The sequence below is a fragment of the Elusimicrobiota bacterium genome, from assembly GCA_028718185.1.
GTDB lineage: Bacteria > Elusimicrobiota > UBA8919 > UBA8919 > UBA8919 > JAQUMH01.
Genome location: JAQUMH010000002.1, coordinates 89,878 through 110,735, shown reverse-complemented (window position 1 = coordinate 110,735; position 20,858 = coordinate 89,878). Strand labels below are relative to the sequence as shown.

The window sequence follows — 20,858 nt, the reverse complement described above, 5'->3', positions numbered from 1 at the left end:
ATTTTTGTGTTATAGTTTTAGTAGCAAAATAATATGAAAAAGCGCAATTTTTTAATCTTTAAATCTTTTAATCTTTCAATCTACGGTTTTTCCCAAGTTGAAATAATGGTTACTATCCTTGTAATCAGTATCGTTATATTGGGTATAATTACAACATTTGGCACAATTGGTAAAGGTCTTATTACTTCTAAAACCAGAACTATTGCAAACAATCTGGCACAAGAAAAAATTGAAACATTAAAAAATGTTTCTTATGCACGGCTTTTGACAACTTCAGAAAGTGATCTTATGACTTACGGCTATGACAATACAAATGTTGATTATACGCCCGAATCTTTAAGAGTCGGTGATGCTAATTTTATAAGATATACAACTGTCTGGAAAGCACGGGAATCAGGAACAGAAATTTCTACAATGACTGCAACTGCGGAGGATGAGGGTATAAAAAAAATAAAGATGGAGGTTAAGTGGGTAGAAGGCGCAGAAAATAAATCACTTGTCTTATATAATTTAAGAGATGACCCTAATAGAAAAACGCTTAGTGGAAAGGTCTATGGATTAGTTACAACAACTGGAACTCCGGTTGGAATTTCAGGTGCTAATGTTGAAATAGTCCAGGATATCAATAGAAACGATTTAACATCCACTACTGGCTTCTATATGATAAAAACCACTTCGCCAGCTACCATCCAACTAAATGTTTCAAGAGCAGGCTACTGGCCAAAGGAGTCCGCCAATATCGTAGTTTCTGCAGAAACTAACATTCAATTAACAGCAAAAGAAATAGGGAATGCAAACGGATTTGTCTACAAAAGAGACCACCTTGTAATATCAGAAGTTTGCGGCGGTCTTACCGACAATACTACGGAATATGTAGAACTTTATAATCCTACGACATATTGGATACGACTTATGAGTGGTGGTGCTATTTTCATGTTCAAATTGAGATATGTAGATTCTGCCAATAATTGTGCAGATTTCCCTTTTTTAACTAATAATATTGGTATAAATGGCGGTGTCCCATCACATGGATATGTTTTAATTGCAAGCCAACAGGCAGTGAATGGAGTAACTGCAGATTTTTGTTATTCTGCAGGTGGACAAGATATAATAAAAACTTCTGTTATGAATGGAGAAGGAGGAATAGGTCTTCTTGCAGCAGACGCCTCATTGGGAGGAACAGATGTCTGGATTGATAGTGTTGCTTGGTCACCGGGTGCCAACCATGCAACTAAAGCTGTAGAAGGAAATTTTTTTAATGTTGCAGAATTTGATAACGACGATAGTATAGAACGGCTTTCTTATTCAACATATACTTGGGTAAAAATGGTTGGTGATACAAACGGCAATGCTTATGATACAAACAATAATTCCACCGACTGGGTTTATCACCATGCATACGCTAATCCTCAAAATACAAACAATTCCGAAATACCTGTTCTTGGGACACCGGTATTTCAGGCAGTTGTTTCAGCTAATGACGGGCTTTCAAATACAACGACAACTTCCTCAACCGGTTATTATTATCTTACTGGTATAGCCACTGGAACAGTAACTATTTATTCTTCGTCTTTAACTCTATCCGGACTTGTGCCGGATAATAACATAACGACCGGTGGTAATACAAGGTGTGATATAATACTTTCATCCACATCCGAGGGTGGATTTATTTCAGGCAGGGTTATAAGGGGTGACACATTAGCCGGTGTTTCTGGTATAACAGTTTCCGCCGGTAGTTATTCCGCACCCACTAACTCAAGTGGTTATTATGGTTTTGCTGTAGATGTTGGTTCCTATACAGTTATAGCCAACCCGGATTATACTTCCACACCTGACGGGGCAAAATGGACATCCGGCAGTTCGGAAGATGCTGCCAACGCAACAGTTGAGGTGAATTTTGGGAAATCGGTTACCATTAACCCAGATTTGAAAATATATCCTGCCGGCTGGATATCCGGGACAACATACAATGCTACTGGAGGACTTTTGCCTTATATTACTATAAGAACAACAAGTACCGCCGCTAGTTTTTCAAAAGATGTGGTTTCTGGGACAAACGGTACTTATATAATAAAGGGTGCGAAAACAGCAACCGATTATCAGTTATATCCTGTTCTGGATGAAGCGGATTCATACATTTGTGGAGATCCTGTTTGGACGGTTCCCGTTACCGTTACTGCCGGTGTTGAGTCATCCGGTAAAAATTTTAAAATTACATCCGCATGGGGAAAAATTACAGGAAGAGTTAGTGATACAGCTATAGGTGGTAATATTACCACAGGTGTTTTAATTGTTGCAACAATTGATGTTGTACCTGCTGATGCACCACCCCCTATAGATTCATCTTTTAGAGGTGGTACAAGTGTTTATTATGGAACAATTTCAATATCAGATGGGACTTATGAAATTGCAGTAAGAAAAGGATGGACATATAATATGCGTGCTTGGTACACAAAAATTACCGGTGACACAGGTGTTATAACGACATCGAAAACAGGTGTAACTCCTACACTTGTTAACGATACGTATCCAACAGTAACAGTAGATTTTCAATGGCCGTAATTTAGGCGGATAAGCAGGTAAGCAGGTAAGCGGGTAAGAAAGATTAAGGAGATAAAAATTATAGAGGCACCACATAAAAAATTGATTGCTTATCAAAAAGCATTTAATCTTGCAAAAGAAGTTTACTTAATAACAGAAAAATTTCCAAAAGAAGAACGTTTTGGTATTGTTCAACAGATACAAAGAGCTGCAGTTTCTGTAGTAAGTAATATTGCTGAGGGAGCCGCAAGAAATAGTGGAAGAGAGAAATTACAATTTTTTATTATTGCAAGAGGATCGTTAGTAGAATTAGAAACTCAATTACAGCTTTCGCTTGAATTGAAATTTTTTCAGGAGACTTATATTTTTGATAGAATAGGGGATGTTAGTCGACTTTTATATGGTTTAATTAGGAATCGTAGAGAACGATTATGAAACTTATCCGCTTATCCGCTTATCCGCATTCCCGCTGTAGTAAGGGCTTTACCCTTATTGAGCTTATGATAAATATAGTAACTATTTCTATATTAGCTATGGCTCTTGGGTCATTGTTCCTGAAATGGATTCAATTTTGGCAACTTTCTAGTGCAAAAGGTGAAATTCAGAGAGATGCCAGAACTTGTATTTCTGCAATGAACAAGAACTTAAGACAAGCAGATGCTTCTTCTGTTGTTATTGATAGATATCCGGCATATAATCAGGGTAGTAATCCGCCATTTTCGAGAATAACATTCACAAATGATAATCAGCAATATAGATATTATCAAGATGGTAGAGATTTTTATGAGGTTATAAACTCCACAAGAGTTCTTGCAAGATCACTGAGAAGTGTTCAATTTACTTATCCGCAAACGTCAGAAGATTCTATTGTAAATATCTCAATTACCTTTGAGAAAAAGACATATTCAGCCCACACAAAAGCACTTCAATTATCAGTAGCCAAGGTCCGGATAATGAACTGAGATAGGCGAGAAGTAGGGAGTAGGAAGTAGGAAGTGGAAAATGGGGAGTGGGAAGTAAAGGATAGAAAGTGGATAGAAGACCACACGAAAATTTGGAAGTTTGGCAAATAGCAATTCAACTTTCTGAAATGATATATAAGATATCCAGAAAATTTCCTCAAAGTGAAATTTATGGACTTACATCTCAAATGAGGAGAGCATCAGTATCAGTAGCTTCCAATATCGCTGAAGGTTCATCCCGGCAAAGCAAAACATAATTTAAACAATTTTTATATATGGCAAGAGGTTCTTTAAGCAAGTTAGAAACTCAGACAGTAATATGTTTAAGAATAAAATATTTAGAAACAAAGGAAGCTCAACAAATTATGGATTTAACTTGTAAAATTGGAAGAATGCTTACAGGTTTAATTAGAAAATGGGAGGCAAAATGAAAAACAAAAAACTACTTTCTACTTTCCACTTCCCACTTCCCGCCTCTAGAGGGCAAGTTGTCATCATTATGCTCATTATTGCTATGATTGTTGGTATTGTAATTCCTGCACTTGTTTTTATGTCAGGTAATGAAGCAAAATGGACAGTGAGAGAAACAAAAACTACGAGAGCGTTTCATTTAGCTGAGGCAGGGCTCGACAGAGGGGTTTTTAAATTAAATGAGACAGGGATTTGGGATATAGTTTGTGCCGGAGCAGTTGTTTCTGATTATAATGGTCAAACTATATTTTCCGATGTTGAAGGTGGTTATTACAAAGTAAAATTGTCTAGCGGTCCTGATTCAAATGAAGTAACAATAACCGCGTCCGGTAAGGATTTAGCTACTGCGGAATTCAGGACTATTCAGGCAGTTTATGCTAAAACGTGTGTAAAGGGTGCTCTTAATGCGGCGGCTATAAATGTCGGTGGTAATGCACAAATACATTGGGGTCCTATGTATTCGCTTTCCACCATTACTTGTGGTGCCTTATTTCCCAGAAAATATGCACGGGGTTACATTACTCCAAGATATACATCAGGTGCACTGCCAAAATACGGTTCTCTTGCTGATGAAGAACTTGCCGAATGGCATGCTGGCTACGATGTTCCGGATTTACCGGATATTAGATTTAACGATTATGCACTTGAAGCACAAAAAGTCACCGGAGCGCCTGCACTAGCTGGTGCAGTACAAACACCGGCAGGAAGTTCTTATTATGTGGGAAGTGGTGAATTTAAAAATTTGACTAATGCAACTACAAGAACATATTACATAACCGGTAACTGTTCATTCAAAAACTCATATTTGGCAGGCAATCTAATTGTTAGAGGCAATTTGGATGGTAATGGAAACGGAGCGGGCAGTCCTACAGTGAATGTTCCTCCTGATGCATGGAAAGAATATCAGGAATATTGTAACGATACTTCCGCGACGGGACAATATGAAACTGGTAGTGGGATTAATATTGATAACGGATTGCATACTTGCAAACCAACTGCTGCGTTAACTAAAATTTTGTTTAAAGGTTTTGCTCATATAGGAGGCAACATGACGTATTCCGGCAATCCCGGTTTTGTCGGTTGTGTTATAGTTATTGGCACTATGAGTGGAACAGGGACATTTGATATATATTATGACCCGGTTGCTGCATCAAACATTTTATTTAACAGCAGCAGACCTTCAAGAAGTTCTTGGAAAGAGCTTAGCCCGAACTGGAATTTGTAATATTTTTGTGAACACCTTTAAACTTGTATCAAAATTCAAGCCTGCAGGCGACCAGCCCGAAGCAATCAATCAACTTGTTGAAGGAATTAGAACCCAAGAACATCAGAACATTAGAACATTAGAACGCCGTTCTTCTAATCAGGTTCTACTCGGCGTAACCGGTTCCGGAAAAACATTTACTATTGCAAACGTAATTGCTCAGATAAACAAACCAACCCTTGTAATCTCGCATAATAAGACACTTGCTGCACAACTTTATTCCGAATTCAAATCATTTTTTCCGGAAAATGCTGTGGAATATTTTGTTTCATATTATGATTACTATCAACCCGAAGCATATATTCCACAAACTGATACTTATATTGAAAAAGATGCGTCAATCAACGACCACATAGACAGGTTACGATTGAAAGCAACCTCTTCTATTTTGTCAAGAAATGATGTAATAGTTGTTGCATCTGTTTCTGCTATTTATAATCTCGGTTCTCCGGACGATTTTAAGAGAATGTGTGTTGTTATTGAAAAAGGTAAAACATTACATCGGGATTTTCTACTGAAAGAACTTATTGGTATTCATTATGAAAGAAATGACATTGATTTTAGTAGAGGAAAATTCCGTGTCCGGGGTGATATAGTAGAAATATTCCCTGCAAATGCCGAGACAGCAGTACGTGTTGAATTTGACAACGACGAAGTAAAAAAGCTAACCGAAATAAACCCCTTGACAGGAAAGACTCTAGAACACAAGAACACAAGAACACAAGAACGCCCTTTGTCTTCATCCAGACATCGGACATCGGACATCGGAGATTCTAACGCCTCTCGTTATTTTGTTTATCCCGCCAAACATTTTGTTACTGAACAACCACGATTAGAAAAAGCAATTGAAGAAATAAAAAGAGAGTTACAGGACCGGGTCCAATTTTTCAAAAAAGAAGGAAAATTACTTGAAGCACAGCGGATTGAGCAAAGAACAAACTACGATATAGAAATGATGCGTGAGATGGGATATTGTCATGGAATTGAAAATTATTCAAGACATCTTTCGGGGCGCCCTGCCGAAAGCCGTCCTGGCTGTTTAATAGATTATTTTCCGGGAGATTTTCTTACCGTTATAGATGAATCTCATGTAACAGTTCCGCAGATTCGCGGTATGTATAATGGCGATAAAGCAAGAAAAGAAACACTTATAGAGTTTGGATTCCGTTTGCCGTCAGCACTGGATAACCGTCCTCAAAAGTTTGAAGAATTTGAATCAATTGTTAAGAATGTAATTTATCTTTCAGCAACCCCGTCAGAATATGAATTAAAGAAATCAAAAGGTGTTATTGTTGAGCAGATTGTTCGGCCTACTGGACTTATTGACCCGGAAATTGTGATTAAACCGACAGAAAATCAAATAGATGATTTAATCGCTGAAATAGAAAAACGTGTAGCAAAAAAAGAACGGGTGTTAGTAACTACGCTTACAAAAAGAATGGCAGAAGACCTTGCAGATTACCTCTTTGAAAAAAAGTTACGGGTTAAATATCTTCATTCTGATATTGAAGCGCTTGAGCGAATCGAAATTCTTGGCGATTTGCGAAAAGGAATATTTGATGTTCTGGTGGGAGTAAATCTTTTGCGAGAAGGACTTGATTTACCGGAAGTTTCTTTAGTCGCTGTTTTGGATGCCGACAAAGAAGGTTTTTTAAGAAGCGAAACATCCTTGATTCAGGTTTCAGGTCGTGCTTCAAGAAATATAAATGGTTTTGTAATTTTGTATGCTGACAATATAACAGGTTCAATGCAACGGGCGATAAGTGAGATGAGCCGTAGAAGACAAAAACAGGTTGAATATAACAAAAAACACAATATTACGCCTAAATCAATAATAAAAGCAATTAATGAGCTCGAAGAATTCCAATACAACGCAAAAAAAGAGTCATTAACACTATTGGGAGAGGATGGAATAAAATATGCCTCAAAGAAAAACATTCCTGAAATTATCTTACAACTTGAAAAAGAAATGAAAGACGCTGCCGACAATCTTAATTTTGAACTCGCTGCCGTGTTAAGGGACAAGGTTTTTGAATTAAAAGAGATGCAAGTTGCAAACAAAAAGAAAATTTGATAAAATGACACTGTTGAAAAAGCAACAGTGTCATTCCCGAGTGATTCTATCGGGAATCTATCAGCAAAAAACTATGAACTACGAACTAAACACTATGAACTTAATAAAGCTTGCGTTAAAAGAAGATACACCAAAAGGTGATATTACCACGAACTTGTTTATACCAAAAGATAAAATAATTTCTGCGGAAATTATGGTAAAAGAGAACGGAATAATTTGCGGTTTGGATATGGCAAAAATGGTTTTTCAACAATTGGATAAAAAAATTATTTTTAAAAAGAATGTCAAGGAAGGTCAAAGAGTTAAGAATAGGCAAGTAGTTGCGGAATTGAAAGGTAAGGCAAGAGCAATTTTGACCGGTGAAAGAACTGCCTTGAATTTCATGCAACACCTTTCAGGAATAGCAACATTAACAAGAAAATATGTAGAAATAGTCCGAGGTCCGATGTCCCTGCCTCGCCAATGTTTAGTGGCGGGCGATGTCCAATGTCCAAAGATATATGATACAAGAAAAACGACGCCTTTATTACGAGAATTAGAAAAATATGCTGTTCGGTGCGGCGGAGGGTACAATCACCGGTTGAATCTTTCGGATATGGTTTTAATAAAAGATAACCATTTAGAAATGGCTGAGGACCTGCCTGCCGGCAAGGCAGGTTTGGAGTTTAAAGTTAAGAAATTAAAGAAAGAAAATCCAAAAATAAAAATTGAGATTGAAGCCCAAAATATCAGACAAGTGGAAATATTTGTAAAATTAAAGCCCGATATAATTATGCTTGATAATATGAATTACCGCGAAATGAAAAAAGCGATAAAATATATCCATGAAAATTCAAATTCTGAAATAGAAATATCAGGCAATGTCAGTATTAAAACCATAAAAAAAATAGTATCTCTTAAACCTGATAGAATCTCAATAGGTAAAATTACTCATTCCGCACCATCACTTGATATCTGCTTGGAAATAGCTAAATAGATTAGTTTGTTGGAAATATTGTATAAAGAATGTAGTGGCTTGCCCTTGGCAAGCCGCAATAAAGTTCCTCTAAGCTAAATAGAATACAAAAATGATAGTTAAAAAACTAAACACTAAATATTTCGGTAAAAATATAATTTGGTTTTCAGAAATAGATTCAACCCAGGATTATGCCAAAAAAATTGCAAAAAAATCTGTTACGGGAACAATTATTGTTTCTGAAAAACAGTTAAACGGGCGGGGGCAGTTTGAACGGGGATGGGATTCGGGTAAAGGGGGACTTTATTTCTCGATAATTCTTAAACCGGTTATCTTGGATAAACCGCAAAAAATCCAGTTATTGACCTATAAAATGGCACTGGCAATAATTGATGTTTTTAAAAATACCTGTTCGGTTACCCGGATGAAAAATAAAAGATACTCCTGCTTTATTAAACCCCCGAATGATATTATGATTAAAATAGATACCGGAAAAGTAAAGAAAGAACATAAAAAGATTGCAGGAATTCTTACGGAAAGTTCCATAAGTAAAAGTAATGCTGAATGGGTTGTAATCGGTGTCGGAATAAATATCAACAATAAAATCCCTAAAAGTCTTAAAAATATAGCGATTTCGATGAAAGAAATTACAAGAAAAAAGTGGACTATTATAAATATTTTAAACAGGATAATCAAAAACTTTGAAAATTATCATTTTAGATTTACTGATAAAGAAATATTTGAGAAGTACAAAAAATATTGCAAAAGTTGAAAACCATGTTGATTTTCCCTAAAAATTTAATATAATATGTTTATAAGTCTGTCATTCCCGTGAAAGCGGGAATCTATAGGTTAGACTCCAGTGGCAATCCAGAAAAAATATTGGATTCCGCATCAAGTGCGGAATGACAATCAAAGTATCTTGTTGTAAATCACAGGGAATCAAAGAATAAATAAATATGGGTATTTTGAACGGTCTCAATAATTTGAATGCTATATGGCTTGTTATAATAATTGCAATAGGATTATGTTTTATAACAATATCTGTTGTTTTACTTCTTTTGGAAAAAGTGAAAAGGCAAACGGCAGAGGATTTTTCACAGCAGGATAAAACGATGATTATCGGGTTAGTTGAGGAAAGAATAGATGAGCTTACTGCAAAAATGGACATGTTCAGGGAGGATGTTGAATCATCTGTTCAGGCTGTTTTTAATAAAATATCAACAAAAATAGATGATTTAAAAACGACACAGGGCCAAAATCAACCGTCAAAAGTGGATGCGCTTGTGCCGGTAATTTCTAATCTTACAGAACACACGGAAGATATTTCAAGAAAAATAGACGGTATTCAGAAAAAGATGGAACAGGTAGAAATGAAGATTAACCTTGAGTTACAAAATAAAAATGGATAAGAAAATTATTTCGTATGTGGGATTTGGTGTCGGGATTGTTTTAATTTTAATAGGTAGCTGGCTTTTATATCTCAAAGAGAGAAATGTAAAAAAACCGGTTCTTCAAACTACCGCAACCGGAGAATCTTTTTCGCAACTATCTGATAAACAAAGCGGAAAGATAAGAAAGGTTGAGGTAGTAATAGCCACGCCAACAGCAACGTCTTCTAAATCTGATAGGTTTGCTAATTCAAATGTACCTACTTCAGTAAAACCGGAGACTGTTGTCAATAATGCAAACGGGTCGGATAAATTACAAAAAAGGAAAATAATTTTTCGTTATAGAAGTTCAAAGCCTAAAAATGTATTTCTTATAGGTGATTTTAATAAATGGGATAAAAAAGCAAATCCGATGAAAAAAGGTGTAAACTTTTTTTGGGAAGCTATGGTTTTGCTTTCGCCGGGTGAATATAAATATGCTTTTTTGGTTGATGGAAAACAAATAAACGACCAATATAATAAGAGAACGCTCCATCTTAAATCCGGCAAAGCATCCCTTCTTACAATAAAACCTTTACAATGAAACTACTTGCGGTTGATATTGGGAATACAACAATTAATTTCGGGTTCTTTGAAAATGGAAAATTAATCTCAAAAAGGAAAGTACTTTCAGGAAAGTTCAATAGAATTCCATATCTTGGTTCTGATAGGGCTATAATTTCATCCGTTGTTCCAAGCCTGACTTCAAGAGTGGGGAAAAAATTAAAAAAACCTGTAGTTGTTAACTATAAAAATGTTCGAGTAGAAATAAAGTTAAAAAATCCCAAACAAGTTGGTACTGACCGGCTTGTCAATGTTGTTGCAGCAAATGAGTTGTATGGTACTCCTTCAATAGTTATTGATACCGGAACTGCCACTACTTTTGATGTTATTTCTGAAAAAGGCGAGTATTTAGGCGGGGTGATTGCACCGGGAATTAAGATGTCTGCCGGTTCTTTATATGAAAGAACAGCAAAACTTCCAAAAGTAGAACCTCGGATACCTGATAATGTTATAGGTAAAAATACGGAAGAAGCAATATTGTCCGGAATATTTTATGGACATATTGGTTTGATAAAGGAGGTGGTAGAAAGGATTAAGGGTGACTTTTCAAATAGTAAAAAGTTAAAAATTATTTTAACGGGTGGTTATTCAAATTTTATTTCAAAATATTTTTCTAAGACCTCTTGGGAAAATTTTATAGTTGATGAAGACCTTACTCTACAAGGTCTTAAAATAGTTTTTGAAAATTTGCAAAACAAATAATTTAGTTATGTGTTAAACAGGTATGATGAGTGTTGTTTCATTACACATCACACATCACACTTTACACATTTTTCAAAGGAGGTAAAGTTGTGAAAAAGATTTTTAGTTTTTTTGTAATTTGTATTTTAGTTTCGGGTTATGGTTTTTCGGCAACGCTTGGTTTTGACGAACTTATCAATAAGCTTGAGAATACATATGTGAAACCATTAGCGAAAGATTTGGGTTCGGTTTTAGCAGGTGGTATGTTCCACTCAGGAAATACGCTTGGACTCGTGCCGGGTATTGATGTCGGAATTGCTACTGCTTCATCTATGAAACCTTCCGATGACGATATTATTCTTAAAACTAATCTTGGGAAAAAGCCGTACGGATTACCGTTTATCCAGCTTTCTAAAGGGCTTCCTATGGGTTTTGATATTACGCTTAGAGGTTTTCCTAAAACACAAGGTGTTGAAATGCTCGGTGCTGGTGTAAAGTACGGTATTATTGAAAAAGAATTTGCAGTTGTAAAAATGGGATTATCTGCCATGTATTCTTATAACCAGTTGAAATATTCAACATTCAAAGCAAGTGTCAATTCGCTTTCCGGCATTTTTTCTATAAAGATTCCTATGATAGAGCCATATATTGGAATTGCTTTAGATAGTACAAATCTTAAAACGGATTTTGCAACTGCTGAATTGGTTAGTGTCGGAAAGGTTTTGAATCTCAATGTTACTACAACTGCGACAAGATATGTCGGTGGTGTAAATTTTTCACTGATTCCATTCACATATATAAATGTAGCAGCTACATATCTAGTAGACCACATGGGAGTTGATTTTGGTCTTGGTTTGAAGTTTTAGGTTGACAATGCAATTTTATTAAGTATACTAACAGTTCTTTGAAACTTTTTTAACAGAGTTGCATCTAAGAGTAAATAAATGAAAGGGGGTGAATTGAGTTATGGCTATGAAGATAAAACCGCTTGGTGATAGGGTTATTGTAAAACCGTTAGAAGAAAAGGAACAGAAAAAAGGTGGAATTATTATTCCTGATACAGCGAAGGAGAAACCGCAGGAAGGAGAAATTGTTGCGGTTGGTCCCGGTAAAGTTGACGATTCGGGAAAGAAGATTCCGATGGATGTAAAGTCAGGTGATAAAATTCTTTACGGTAAATATTCCGGAACAGAAATAAAAATTGAAGATAAGGAATATCTCATAATGCATCAAGATGATATACTAGGGATAGTTGGTTAAAACGCAGATAACCGCAGATAAAAGGCGCAGATGTTCGCAGATAAAAATCAGTGGCGAGCAGCGTTAAAAAAATTAGCGGTAATCAGTGTATAGCGTATAGGGGGTAGAAGTAAAATGGCAAAACAACTGAAGTTTTCAGATGAAGCAATGCGAGCAATAAAATCAGGAGTTGATAAACTTGCAAATGCGGTAAAAGTTACGCTGGGACCAAAAGGCAGGTATGTTATACTTGACAAAAAGTATGGTTCTCCGACAGTAACTAACGACGGTGTAACAATCGCAAAAGAGATAGAACTTGAAGATCCGTTTGAAAATATGGGTGCAGAACTTGTGAAGGAAGTTGCATCAAAAACAAACGATGTAGCTGGTGACGGTACTACAACTGCTACACTTTTAGCCCAATCAATTGTTACTGAGGGTTTAAGAAATATTACGGCAGGTGCTAATGCAATTCATGTAAAAAAGGGAATTGATAAAGCAGTAGTAGTAGCAGTGAATTACATAAAAAAAGTTGCAAAGAAAATTCCTCAAGATGATCTTGGAAAGGCGAAAGATGAAATTGGCCAAATAGCTACAATTTCCGCTAATGATAAAGATATAGGAAATCTTATCGCTGATGCAATATTAAAAGTCGGTAAAGACGGTGTTATAACTGTTGAAGAAGGCAAATCAGCAGAGACTACACTTGATGTCGTTGAAGGTATGCAGTTTGACAGGGGTTATATTTCACCCTATTTTGTTACTGATGCTGAAAGAATGGAAGCAGTTTTGGAAGACGCTTACATTATCATAAGTGACAAAAAACTTTCATCAATGCAGGACCTTCTTCCCTTACTTGAAAAGATAGCACAGACCGGAAAGCAGTTTTTGATTATTGCTGAAGATATTGAAGGTGAAGCGCTTGCTACGCTGGTTGTTAATAAACTTCGCGGTACACTTAAATGTGCAGCAGTAAAAGCACCGGGTTTTGGCGATAGAAGAAAAGAAATGCTTGAAGATATAGCTACTCTTACCAAAGGACAGGTGATTGCCGAAGAGCTTGGTTTGAAAATTGAAAAAATCGGATTGGAAATGTTAGGTTCTGCAAAAAGAATCGTTATCGATAAGGAAAACACAACAATCGTCGGCGGAGCAGGAAATAAAGAAGACATAAAGAAACGTGTTAACCAGATTAAAAAACAGATTGAAGAATCAACATCTGATTACGATAAAGAAAAACTTCAGGAACGGCTTGCTAAATTAGTCGGTGGAGTTGCAGTTATTAACGTAGGTGCATCTACCGAAACTGAAATGAAGTCGAAGAAGTTTAAAGTTGAAGATGCAATGCATGCAACCCGTGCAGCAGTAGAAGAAGGTATTATTCCCGGTGGCGGAGTTGTTCTACTTCGTGCAATTGTAGAAGTTGAAAAACTCAAAAGCACTGATGTAGATGAACAAACCGGAATAAACATAGTTAAACGCGCTCTTGAAGAGCCTATTAGACAAATTGCAGAAAATGCCGGAGCGGAAGGTTCTGTAGTTGTTGAAAGGATACGGAAAGAGTCAAACGTTAATTTCGGGCTGGATGCTGAGACGGGCGAGTTCGTAGATATGATTAAAGCCGGTATTATTGACCCTGCAAAAGTTACTATTTCTGCCATACAGAATGCAGCATCAATATCAGGGCTTCTATTAACAACCGAGTGTCTCATAACAGATATTCCCGAAAAAGATAAAGCACCTATGATGCCTCCTGGTGGAATGGGTGGCGGAATGGGCGGCGGAATGTATTAATGGAAAAAACAGCTTCAATAGAAAAATAGTTATAAAAAAAGGGTAGGGTTTTCCTACCCTTTTTTTTATTCACGGAGTAAGGAGTTACTACTAAAATATTGATGTAGTTGCCGACCTTGGTCTGCATGATTTTCTTTAAAAAAAACCACTCCAAAAAAACTTGACAAAATACAGGAAATAAGTTATACTTTATAATAAGGTATCAAGAAGTATTTGAAGACTTCCGCCAAGTGGCGAAATTAGCCAAGGGCGGCGAAAAAGGCAACCCCTGAGAAATCAGGGTGAGTACGCAAAACCGAGGGCTAAGATAGTTACTTAAAGCTAACAGGTTGCCGATACACGACAAAAAACTATCAGCTTGCCAGGTTGCCGAATATTGATAAAGTTAATTAGAGATTAGAGAATTAGGTATTTGGAATTACTTAATTAACTAATTAACTAATTAATTTTCTCTGAATTCAGTAACTTGGTTTTATTTTTTACGTCGCATATGTAGTTGCTTGCCCTTGGCAAGCAAAAAAATAGATTTAGTTGTAGTTACCGGGCATAATTGTCGTCAGGCAGGTTTGTTAGATTAAAAGTTGTAGTCGCACCGTCTTACGGTGCTATGTCAAGATATGGTTGTAGTTACTGAGCTTGCTCGGTTATAATTTGTAGTTGCACGCCCTTGGCGTGCTATATGTGGGTACCAAAACAAAATGACCTTACTAAATAACCATAAATCAAATAAAGGTGTCGCACTACTCACAGTTGTAATTTTGCTTTTTGCTGTGATGATACTTATACTTACAGGCGCACAGCTTATAACAACCAGCATCAAAGAAAGCAGACACCAGCAAGACACAGTGGGTGAAGCTGAAAATGTTGCCAGATCCGGGTTAGTAGATACTATTGCTTGGTTTAAAAGACAACCAAACCAGCCGGTACATAGTAGCTATTCAGCACCAGTACCTCATACATGGGAAGATGGAGCTTTTAATCCTAATACAAGCACAGAAACTATTAATCAAAATATAGGACTTGTTAAAGAATATGAACTAAGTGAAAATGGTATAAGGTGGGCAAGATATGAAATTAAACGGCAATTAGATACCGTTGCTCCATATAACTTTCCATATGATCCGGAAGCAGCACATGATATTACCTCGGAACGTTTTAATCCGGGTACCGGACAAAAAGGAGACGGACTTGCATGGTCTTTTGTAAGTACCGGTTATGTTTATCGTCGTCATAATCCGGCTGTACCTTTTAATGTCCCTCCGAATGAAATAGTTTCTAAGTCAAAAATATCAACTGAGATTATAAGGCTTAGTTTGCAAGTTCCAACTTGCGCTGTTTTTGTGAACAATGGAGGTACTGCCCCGCCGCCTACATCAAACGCAAAAGTTATAATAGAAAAATATGCTAAAGTAAATGCAGGTTCAGTTGTTGGTTGTGGTCGTTCCTTGGGAACAACTCCGTTTATTGTTGATTATAGCGCCATTTCTACTGCTGCAACTGGTAGAGTATTGGGTACTCCGCAGTATCAATCATACCCGGGTACTGACTACACTGTATCTTTTGTTCTTGGGGTTTCAACTTTGCAATTGAGAGCGTTGGCTGATTATTCAGTTAATAGTGTCAGTGATTTACCTAGTCCTATGCCGGATATGGCGCTTATATATATCAACGGTGATGCTAATTTTACTGCAGAAAGACCATTGCGGTCAAGTGGTATTTTAATTGTAAATGGTAATCTTACAATAGATATTAATACAAGCAGTTTATATAGTGGAGTAATATATGTAAGTGGAATTGCGACAATTAATCCGCCTTGTTATATCAGCGGTTGTGTTATAGCATATCGCGGTTTAACATTATCTAACACAGCTGCTACTGATGTAGCAGAAATTGCTTATGACCAATCAATAGTAGATTCAGTTAGACAACGAATATGTCAATACAGGGAAAACAAATCAGCAATCCGGAGATTAGATATCCCGAATTTTTAGGTGACAATTGTCCGATGTCCCTACCTCGCCAATGTTTAGTGGCGGGCGAAGTCCAATGTCCAAGGTCTGGTGTAGTTGTAGTTACCGAGCTTGCTCGGTTAAGTTGTTGTAGGGGCGACCTTGCTTGTCCGCCAATGCTTTGTGGCGGAGTCGCCCGATAAAGGGTGGGCAAGCCCACCCCTACGCGGAAAAATTATTATGAACATCAAAATTAACAACAAAGGATTCAGTTTAATAGAAGTAGTTATTACTATGATAATACTTGTCATAATAGTATTGTCAATAACAAAAATACAATATTTTATGAGTAATCAGACTGTTAGAATAAAAGAAAAAACTTTTGCTACTCAAAAAGTAATACAGATGATGGAAGAATTAAGGTCACTTGTTACAGGTTTAGAAAAGGAACAGATTAACGTTTTAGATGATTATGACGATGGTAACACATATAATACTGTATTAACTACGGATAAAAACATAACCAACCCGTCAACAGTATCAAGCGATAATATTGGCATTAATAACGGTTGGAAATATTTAAGGCGTGTAACTATTCTTAGAGTTCCGGAAGATGCGTTTACCCGTAAAGTATATGTCAGAGTATATAAGGCATTGCCTTCTGACCCAACGCACCCCGAAACATTAGCAGAAACGATGAGTATCCTGAGAACAATTACAACAAAGTATGTTCCTACACAAGTTTTTGATTTATACGTTTTAGCATTAGAAAATGTTCCCGGGTATTCTGTTTTTTTCTTTACACTTAAGCCAATGTTTGAAAGGATGATAAGCGATATACAGTCAAGGTGTCCGGGTTTGGAATTACGGGTTCATTGGGTTACCCGCCTTTCGTATGGCAGGGACACACAATATGTTCCTTATGTTAACAAAACTAATCATACGAGCGATATTCCAATGCCATTTGTCTATTTTTACCCGGGATTATGCAGGGCGATAGATAATAGTGATTTTCTTTACTTTGATTCTGATAGAATGCAAGGCAGAGTAAGATTAGATGCAGCTGCAAGTCCTTATATTGATCCACTTGTTACAAATCCTTTAAGTTATGTTATGAGTGACAGGTTTAATCATGCATTAAGATATCCTGATGAGAAACGAATTTATGATTCAATATTTCCAAAACCTGAAGTAAGTTTGAGAATGTTAATAGAAGAAATGAATTCCGATGATCCTGTCATTCACAATAAGTGGAAGAATGTAATAATAGTAAATTTACACTCAGAACAGACGCCATATCCTCCTATCCGCAATTATTCAGATGCTGCTAAAGACCCGCAGGCTTTTCCTGATGTGCGTGTTGTATCTCATCCTGAAAAATTAAATTATCCTATTAATTCAGATATATCTTTGAGGGTCTATGCGTATTTTATGAATCCAAACAACCATCCGTATGTTCCGGTTTTACCAAGTTTACCGGTGGCAACGGTTTTTATACCTGATAAAGATATTCCTACAGGGTCAATACATGTAAACATAATTATTGGGAGTAGTACAGTTGATTATTCAAATTTACCTGCGACTGACCCTGCTAACTATCATGTTAGTCATCCTATTCCATTAACAAATACTTTAATTGAACTATATAATACTCCGTTAAGGCATCCTCCGAACCCAAGTGGTCGCGGATTACTTGCAACAAAATGGTTGTATGGTTTAGAATACATTCCTTGTCCGGTAGAAGATCCTGTTATTACTCCTGCTCCTTACTTTAGTCGTGACCTTGCTTGTCCTCTCGCGATACCCAAAAACACAGCAAGATGGATTATAAGATTTACCAATACAGCCGGTTCGTTAAATGGAATGAATACTTTTGAAACTCGTATTGGAAATAATACAACAACAGATTTTCCTAATTTATCAAGAACATATACATGGGTAGGTCCAACTCCGGCGGTTCCGGCTACAGAGAAATACCAATTTATGGGTGATCCGCGGCATTGTCCTTATTCAGATGTTAAACAAAGTAGTGGCTACAATTGGTATTTTACGCCGGTTCCTGCAGCAGATTATCAAGGATTTAGTAAAGCAACTAATGGTTGGTTGTCTACATGGATATATAGGGGAACGGATATTGATTTACCAAGATTTAACCAGACATATCGTCAAGGACTATTGAAAACACAGGCGATATTGACAGGTATAAGTGCGGCGACTTTTAGTTTTTATGGTATAGGAGGCGAATTCGGGTCTGAAGGTTATGCTCCTCTTGGTAATGGTATAGTATTTAATAGACTGCCATTTGTTACGGATGGTTCAACGGGTAGAAAGTATGTTAGTGAAATGATACCTGGGCTTGGTGTGAGTCCTGTCCTTTCTGATTATGATTCTTGCACTGATCATACTAGGGTTGAAACTGCTCGCATAGCTGCTATGAAAGATCTGTCGTGGTACTCAAAGCCCTGGTTAGGAGAGCTATATCCTGATAGTGAATATGCAAATTGGAATACTTATGGGAATTTACGGACAGGTACAACTCCCGATAGATTTTATCGTGCAAAATATCTTGATATACCCGGTGCTGTTTTTGATAGAAATAGAGATCCTTTCACCCTAAACCGGGGACTTCAATCGTTTGCAAACGGAGGACCTACAGGATTAGGTTCTGGTCCGCTTGAACAGATATACCGTGATAATAATAATGCGCATAGAGTTGACCCTTTAGGGTCAGCTCTTGCAAATATGTTCAATTTTTCTCTACCACAAGATTTATTAAAGCTTGATTACCCTATTAATCTTAACGTTAATACGGATTTCCCTCCCGAGTGGGGTGATCTTGATTATCAAGGTCAGAGGACTACTCTTTCAATTCCTGCTATTTCCGGTACCCCGAGAACTTATTATAATACTGATTTTGCCGGTCCTCCTGCAGGTAGTTGGAGTACAAGTTCAACACTAAGAGTAAGCAAAGGTACTGATAATTTTTATTTTGTAATTAATGGGTTGGCTTGGCAGTATGGAATTGGTTCAGCCCTGATAGGAAAGTTATGTTTGATGACAATAATTAGAGCGTTTTTAGATGGTGGTTTATACAGTACTGTTTTATCTCCTGCTATTCCTGAATTTAAGATTTCTCAGGTTCCATTATTAACTATAACCAGTCCAACAGATGTTGGTAATACATTTACTAATCCTACTTCAATTAATATCGCATGGAGCAATGATTGGAAACGATGGGGTGGTAATAATTATACCGAAGAATATCCTGCCGGTTATACTGAAGCGACAACACTTAAATATAGTTTGAAATATTCCAACGATAAAGGTTCGACATGGCATTATTGTGATGGCGATAGTGATACTACTCCGGGAGAAAAAAATTCAGGGCACTTTGTTACTACTCCTCCATTAACTTATACGTGGAATGTACCTGCAGCAGATTTTCCGACAGGTTCTTACTTAATCCGTGTGGAATGTTATAGGGAGACTATTGATTTACACTACAGTTATAACCAACTACAGCTTTTTATTAAGAGATGAAACAGTTGAAAAAGTCTCCTAATCAAGATATGTTGTATCATAATTGTAGCCGCACCGCTTCGCGGTGCCAAAATAATATGAATTTCCATCCTAATCCCAATAATCATAAATCAAATAAAGGTGTCGCACTACTCACAGTTGTCGTTTTGCTTTTTGCTGTGATGATACTTATTCTTACAGGAGCGCAACTTATAACTAACAGTTATAGGGAAAGCAAACAACAACAAAATACAGTAGCTGAAGCTGAAAATGTTGCAAAATCCGGTTTAGTAGATGCAATTTCTTGGTTTAAAAGACAAGAAGCACAGCCGGTACACAACAGTAGTCATTCACCGCTTCATTCTTGGGAAGACGGGGCATTTAATCCAAAAGAAGTAAAATTGGATACTATAGATGAAAACATGGGTCTTGTTAAAGAATATGAATTAAGTGAAAACGGTATAAGGTGGGCAAGATATGAAGTTAAACGTCAGTCAGAAACTATTGTTCCTGATGCTGCACAAGATATTACCGCAGAACGTTTTAATGGAACTGAACAAAAAGGTGATGGTCTTGCATGGTCTATAGTTAGTACCGGTTATGTTTATCGTCGCAAAGCAGCGATACCTTTTAATATATTTCCAAATGAAATAGTTGCTAAATGTAAGATGTCGACTGAAATCATCAGGATGAATTTACAAATACCCGCCTGCGCTTTTATTGTAAAAGACGGAGGAACTGCAGGACATGAGACTGTCAATCTATTCCCAAATGGTAGAATAAATGGTGGCAGTAGTGGTACTGCTTGCGGACGTTTTTTAGGACAACCACCGCTTCTTAGTGGCGGTACGGTAATTGGAAGTTCTTTATATTCGGTAGTTTTAAATGACCCAACTATAAAATATGTACTTGGAATCTCAACTATTGAGTTAAAATCACTGGCTGATTTTACGGTTGGTAGTGTAAATTCTTTGCCGAATCCTTTACCTGATATGTCGCTTATATATATCGACGGAGATGCTACTTTTGACTTATCAAGACCATTAAAAGCAAGCGGGGTTTTAGTTGTGAATGGTAATCTTACAGTAAGTGCCGGCTCAAGCAGTTTGTTTAGCGGGCTTATATATGTAAGTGGAACTATCACAATTAATCCACCCTGTGATATAACCGGTTGTGTAATAGCTTATAGCGGTTTGACATTAAATAATTTAAGTACCAGTGATATAACAGAAATTGATTATGATAATAATATATTAACTGCAGTCAGACAACGAATATGTCAATATAGGGAGAATAAATCGGCACATCGGACATTAAGCATCCCGAATTTTTAGATAGTAATCGTACGAAAGTTTCGTAGTGGCTTGCTCTTGGCAAGCCCTGTAGTTAGCGACCCTGACTGCCGTCAGGCAGGC

16 protein-coding genes, 1 pseudogene and 1 riboswitch are annotated in these 20,858 nt (G+C 36.8%); all 17 genes and pseudogenes read left to right on the top strand.

The features are described 5' to 3' along the window. Window positions 1-33 precede the first annotated feature (33 nt). The 17 genes and pseudogenes from PHE88_05035 to PHE88_04955 all read left to right on the top strand — a co-directional run bounded on the left by PHE88_05035 (window position 34) and on the right by PHE88_04955 (window position 20,777). Window positions 34-2,562 (top strand): carboxypeptidase-like regulatory domain-containing protein, encoded by a 2,529-nt coding sequence (locus PHE88_05035; protein MDD5687181.1) that lies wholly within the window; start codon window positions 34-36, stop codon window positions 2,560-2,562. Between the two features lie 81 nt (window positions 2,563-2,643). Beyond that, window positions 2,644-2,976, top strand: coding sequence for a four helix bundle protein (locus PHE88_05030; protein MDD5687180.1), 333 nt, complete (start codon window positions 2,644-2,646; stop codon window positions 2,974-2,976). 65 nt (window positions 2,977-3,041) lie between these two features. Further along, complete coding sequence (locus PHE88_05025) at window positions 3,042-3,503, top strand: hypothetical protein (GenBank protein MDD5687179.1); 462 nt, start codon at window positions 3,042-3,044, stop codon at window positions 3,501-3,503. Between the two features lie 68 nt (window positions 3,504-3,571). After that, a pseudogene (locus PHE88_05020) lies at window positions 3,572-3,934 on the top strand (four helix bundle protein). Beyond that, window positions 3,931-5,199: a hypothetical protein gene (locus PHE88_05015; GenBank protein MDD5687178.1), complete on the top strand. Its 1,269-nt coding sequence runs from the start codon at window positions 3,931-3,933 to the stop codon at window positions 5,197-5,199. Before PHE88_05020 ends, PHE88_05015 begins: the two are co-directional and overlap by 4 nt. Before the next feature lie 7 nt (window positions 5,200-5,206). Further along, window positions 5,207-7,312 (top strand): excinuclease ABC subunit UvrB, encoded by a 2,106-nt coding sequence (gene uvrB / locus PHE88_05010; protein ID MDD5687177.1) that lies wholly within the window; start codon window positions 5,207-5,209, stop codon window positions 7,310-7,312. Window positions 7,313-7,406: 94 nt separating this feature from the next. Continuing rightward, entirely contained in the window at window positions 7,407-8,288 is an 882-nt protein-coding gene (gene nadC, locus PHE88_05005; GenBank protein ID MDD5687176.1) for a carboxylating nicotinate-nucleotide diphosphorylase, read from the top strand. A 91-nt stretch (window positions 8,289-8,379) separates the two neighbouring features. Next, window positions 8,380-9,039, top strand: coding sequence for a biotin--[acetyl-CoA-carboxylase] ligase (locus PHE88_05000; GenBank protein ID MDD5687175.1), 660 nt, complete (start codon window positions 8,380-8,382; stop codon window positions 9,037-9,039). A gap of 187 nt (window positions 9,040-9,226) precedes the next feature. Next, a complete protein-coding gene (locus PHE88_04995) occupies window positions 9,227-9,679 on the top strand; it encodes a hypothetical protein (GenBank protein MDD5687174.1) in 453 nt (150 codons plus the stop codon). Then, the gene (locus tag PHE88_04990; protein MDD5687173.1) at window positions 9,672-10,241 is read left to right on the top strand and encodes a hypothetical protein; all 570 of its coding nucleotides are present in this window, start codon (window positions 9,672-9,674) and stop codon (window positions 10,239-10,241) included. The genes PHE88_04995 and PHE88_04990 overlap by 8 nt, the downstream gene beginning before the upstream one ends. Next, window positions 10,238-10,963: a type III pantothenate kinase gene (locus PHE88_04985; GenBank protein MDD5687172.1), complete on the top strand. Its 726-nt coding sequence runs from the start codon at window positions 10,238-10,240 to the stop codon at window positions 10,961-10,963. Before PHE88_04990 ends, PHE88_04985 begins: the two co-directional genes overlap by 4 nt. Before the next feature lie 89 nt (window positions 10,964-11,052). Further along, on the top strand, window positions 11,053-11,808 hold the full coding sequence (locus PHE88_04980) for a hypothetical protein (protein ID MDD5687171.1): 756 nt from the start codon (window positions 11,053-11,055) through the stop codon (window positions 11,806-11,808). Between the two features lie 106 nt (window positions 11,809-11,914). Next, window positions 11,915-12,202: a co-chaperone GroES gene (groES, locus tag PHE88_04975; protein ID MDD5687170.1), complete on the top strand. Its 288-nt coding sequence runs from the start codon at window positions 11,915-11,917 to the stop codon at window positions 12,200-12,202. Window positions 12,203-12,316: 114 nt separating this feature from the next. After that, on the top strand, window positions 12,317-13,975 hold the full coding sequence (groL, locus tag PHE88_04970; GenBank protein ID MDD5687169.1) for a chaperonin GroEL: 1,659 nt from the start codon (window positions 12,317-12,319) through the stop codon (window positions 13,973-13,975). Between the two features lie 250 nt (window positions 13,976-14,225). Continuing rightward, a riboswitch (cyclic di-GMP riboswitch) is annotated at window positions 14,226-14,312 on the top strand. 361 nt (window positions 14,313-14,673) lie between these two features. Next, on the top strand, window positions 14,674-15,966 hold the full coding sequence (locus PHE88_04965) for a hypothetical protein (GenBank protein MDD5687168.1): 1,293 nt from the start codon (window positions 14,674-14,676) through the stop codon (window positions 15,964-15,966). 198 nt (window positions 15,967-16,164) lie between these two features. Then, window positions 16,165-19,464, top strand: a complete 3,300-nt coding sequence (locus tag PHE88_04960; protein MDD5687167.1) for a prepilin-type N-terminal cleavage/methylation domain-containing protein — start codon at window positions 16,165-16,167, stop codon at window positions 19,462-19,464. Window positions 19,465-19,541: 77 nt separating this feature from the next. Then, window positions 19,542-20,777 (top strand): hypothetical protein, encoded by a 1,236-nt coding sequence (locus PHE88_04955; GenBank protein ID MDD5687166.1) that lies wholly within the window; start codon window positions 19,542-19,544, stop codon window positions 20,775-20,777. The last annotated feature ends 81 nt before the right edge of the window (window positions 20,778-20,858 follow it).

What these genes read in the sequence shown, in the direction of transcription:
- PHE88_04995 (MDD5687174.1), top strand. Translation starts at nt 9,227, where the DNA reads ATGGGTATTTTGAACGGTCTCAATAATTTGAATGCTATATGGCTTGTT.
- PHE88_05035 (MDD5687181.1), top strand. Translation starts at nt 34, where the DNA reads ATGAAAAAGCGCAATTTTTTAATCTTTAAATCTTTTAATCTTTCAATC.
- PHE88_05025 (MDD5687179.1), top strand. Translation starts at nt 3,042, where the DNA reads ATGATAAATATAGTAACTATTTCTATATTAGCTATGGCTCTTGGGTCA.
- PHE88_04990 (MDD5687173.1), top strand. Translation starts at nt 9,672, where the DNA reads ATGGATAAGAAAATTATTTCGTATGTGGGATTTGGTGTCGGGATTGTT.
- PHE88_05000 (MDD5687175.1), top strand. Translation starts at nt 8,380, where the DNA reads ATGATAGTTAAAAAACTAAACACTAAATATTTCGGTAAAAATATAATT.
- nadC (MDD5687176.1), top strand. Translation starts at nt 7,407, where the DNA reads ATGAACTTAATAAAGCTTGCGTTAAAAGAAGATACACCAAAAGGTGAT.
- PHE88_04955 (MDD5687166.1), top strand. Translation starts at nt 19,542, where the DNA reads ATGAATTTCCATCCTAATCCCAATAATCATAAATCAAATAAAGGTGTC.
- groL (MDD5687169.1), top strand. Translation starts at nt 12,317, where the DNA reads ATGGCAAAACAACTGAAGTTTTCAGATGAAGCAATGCGAGCAATAAAA.
- PHE88_04960 (MDD5687167.1), top strand. Translation starts at nt 16,165, where the DNA reads ATGAACATCAAAATTAACAACAAAGGATTCAGTTTAATAGAAGTAGTT.
- PHE88_05015 (MDD5687178.1), top strand. Translation starts at nt 3,931, where the DNA reads ATGAAAAACAAAAAACTACTTTCTACTTTCCACTTCCCACTTCCCGCC.
- PHE88_04985 (MDD5687172.1), top strand. Translation starts at nt 10,238, where the DNA reads ATGAAACTACTTGCGGTTGATATTGGGAATACAACAATTAATTTCGGG.
- PHE88_04965 (MDD5687168.1), top strand. Translation starts at nt 14,674, where the DNA reads ATGACCTTACTAAATAACCATAAATCAAATAAAGGTGTCGCACTACTC.
- groES (MDD5687170.1), top strand. Translation starts at nt 11,915, where the DNA reads ATGAAGATAAAACCGCTTGGTGATAGGGTTATTGTAAAACCGTTAGAA.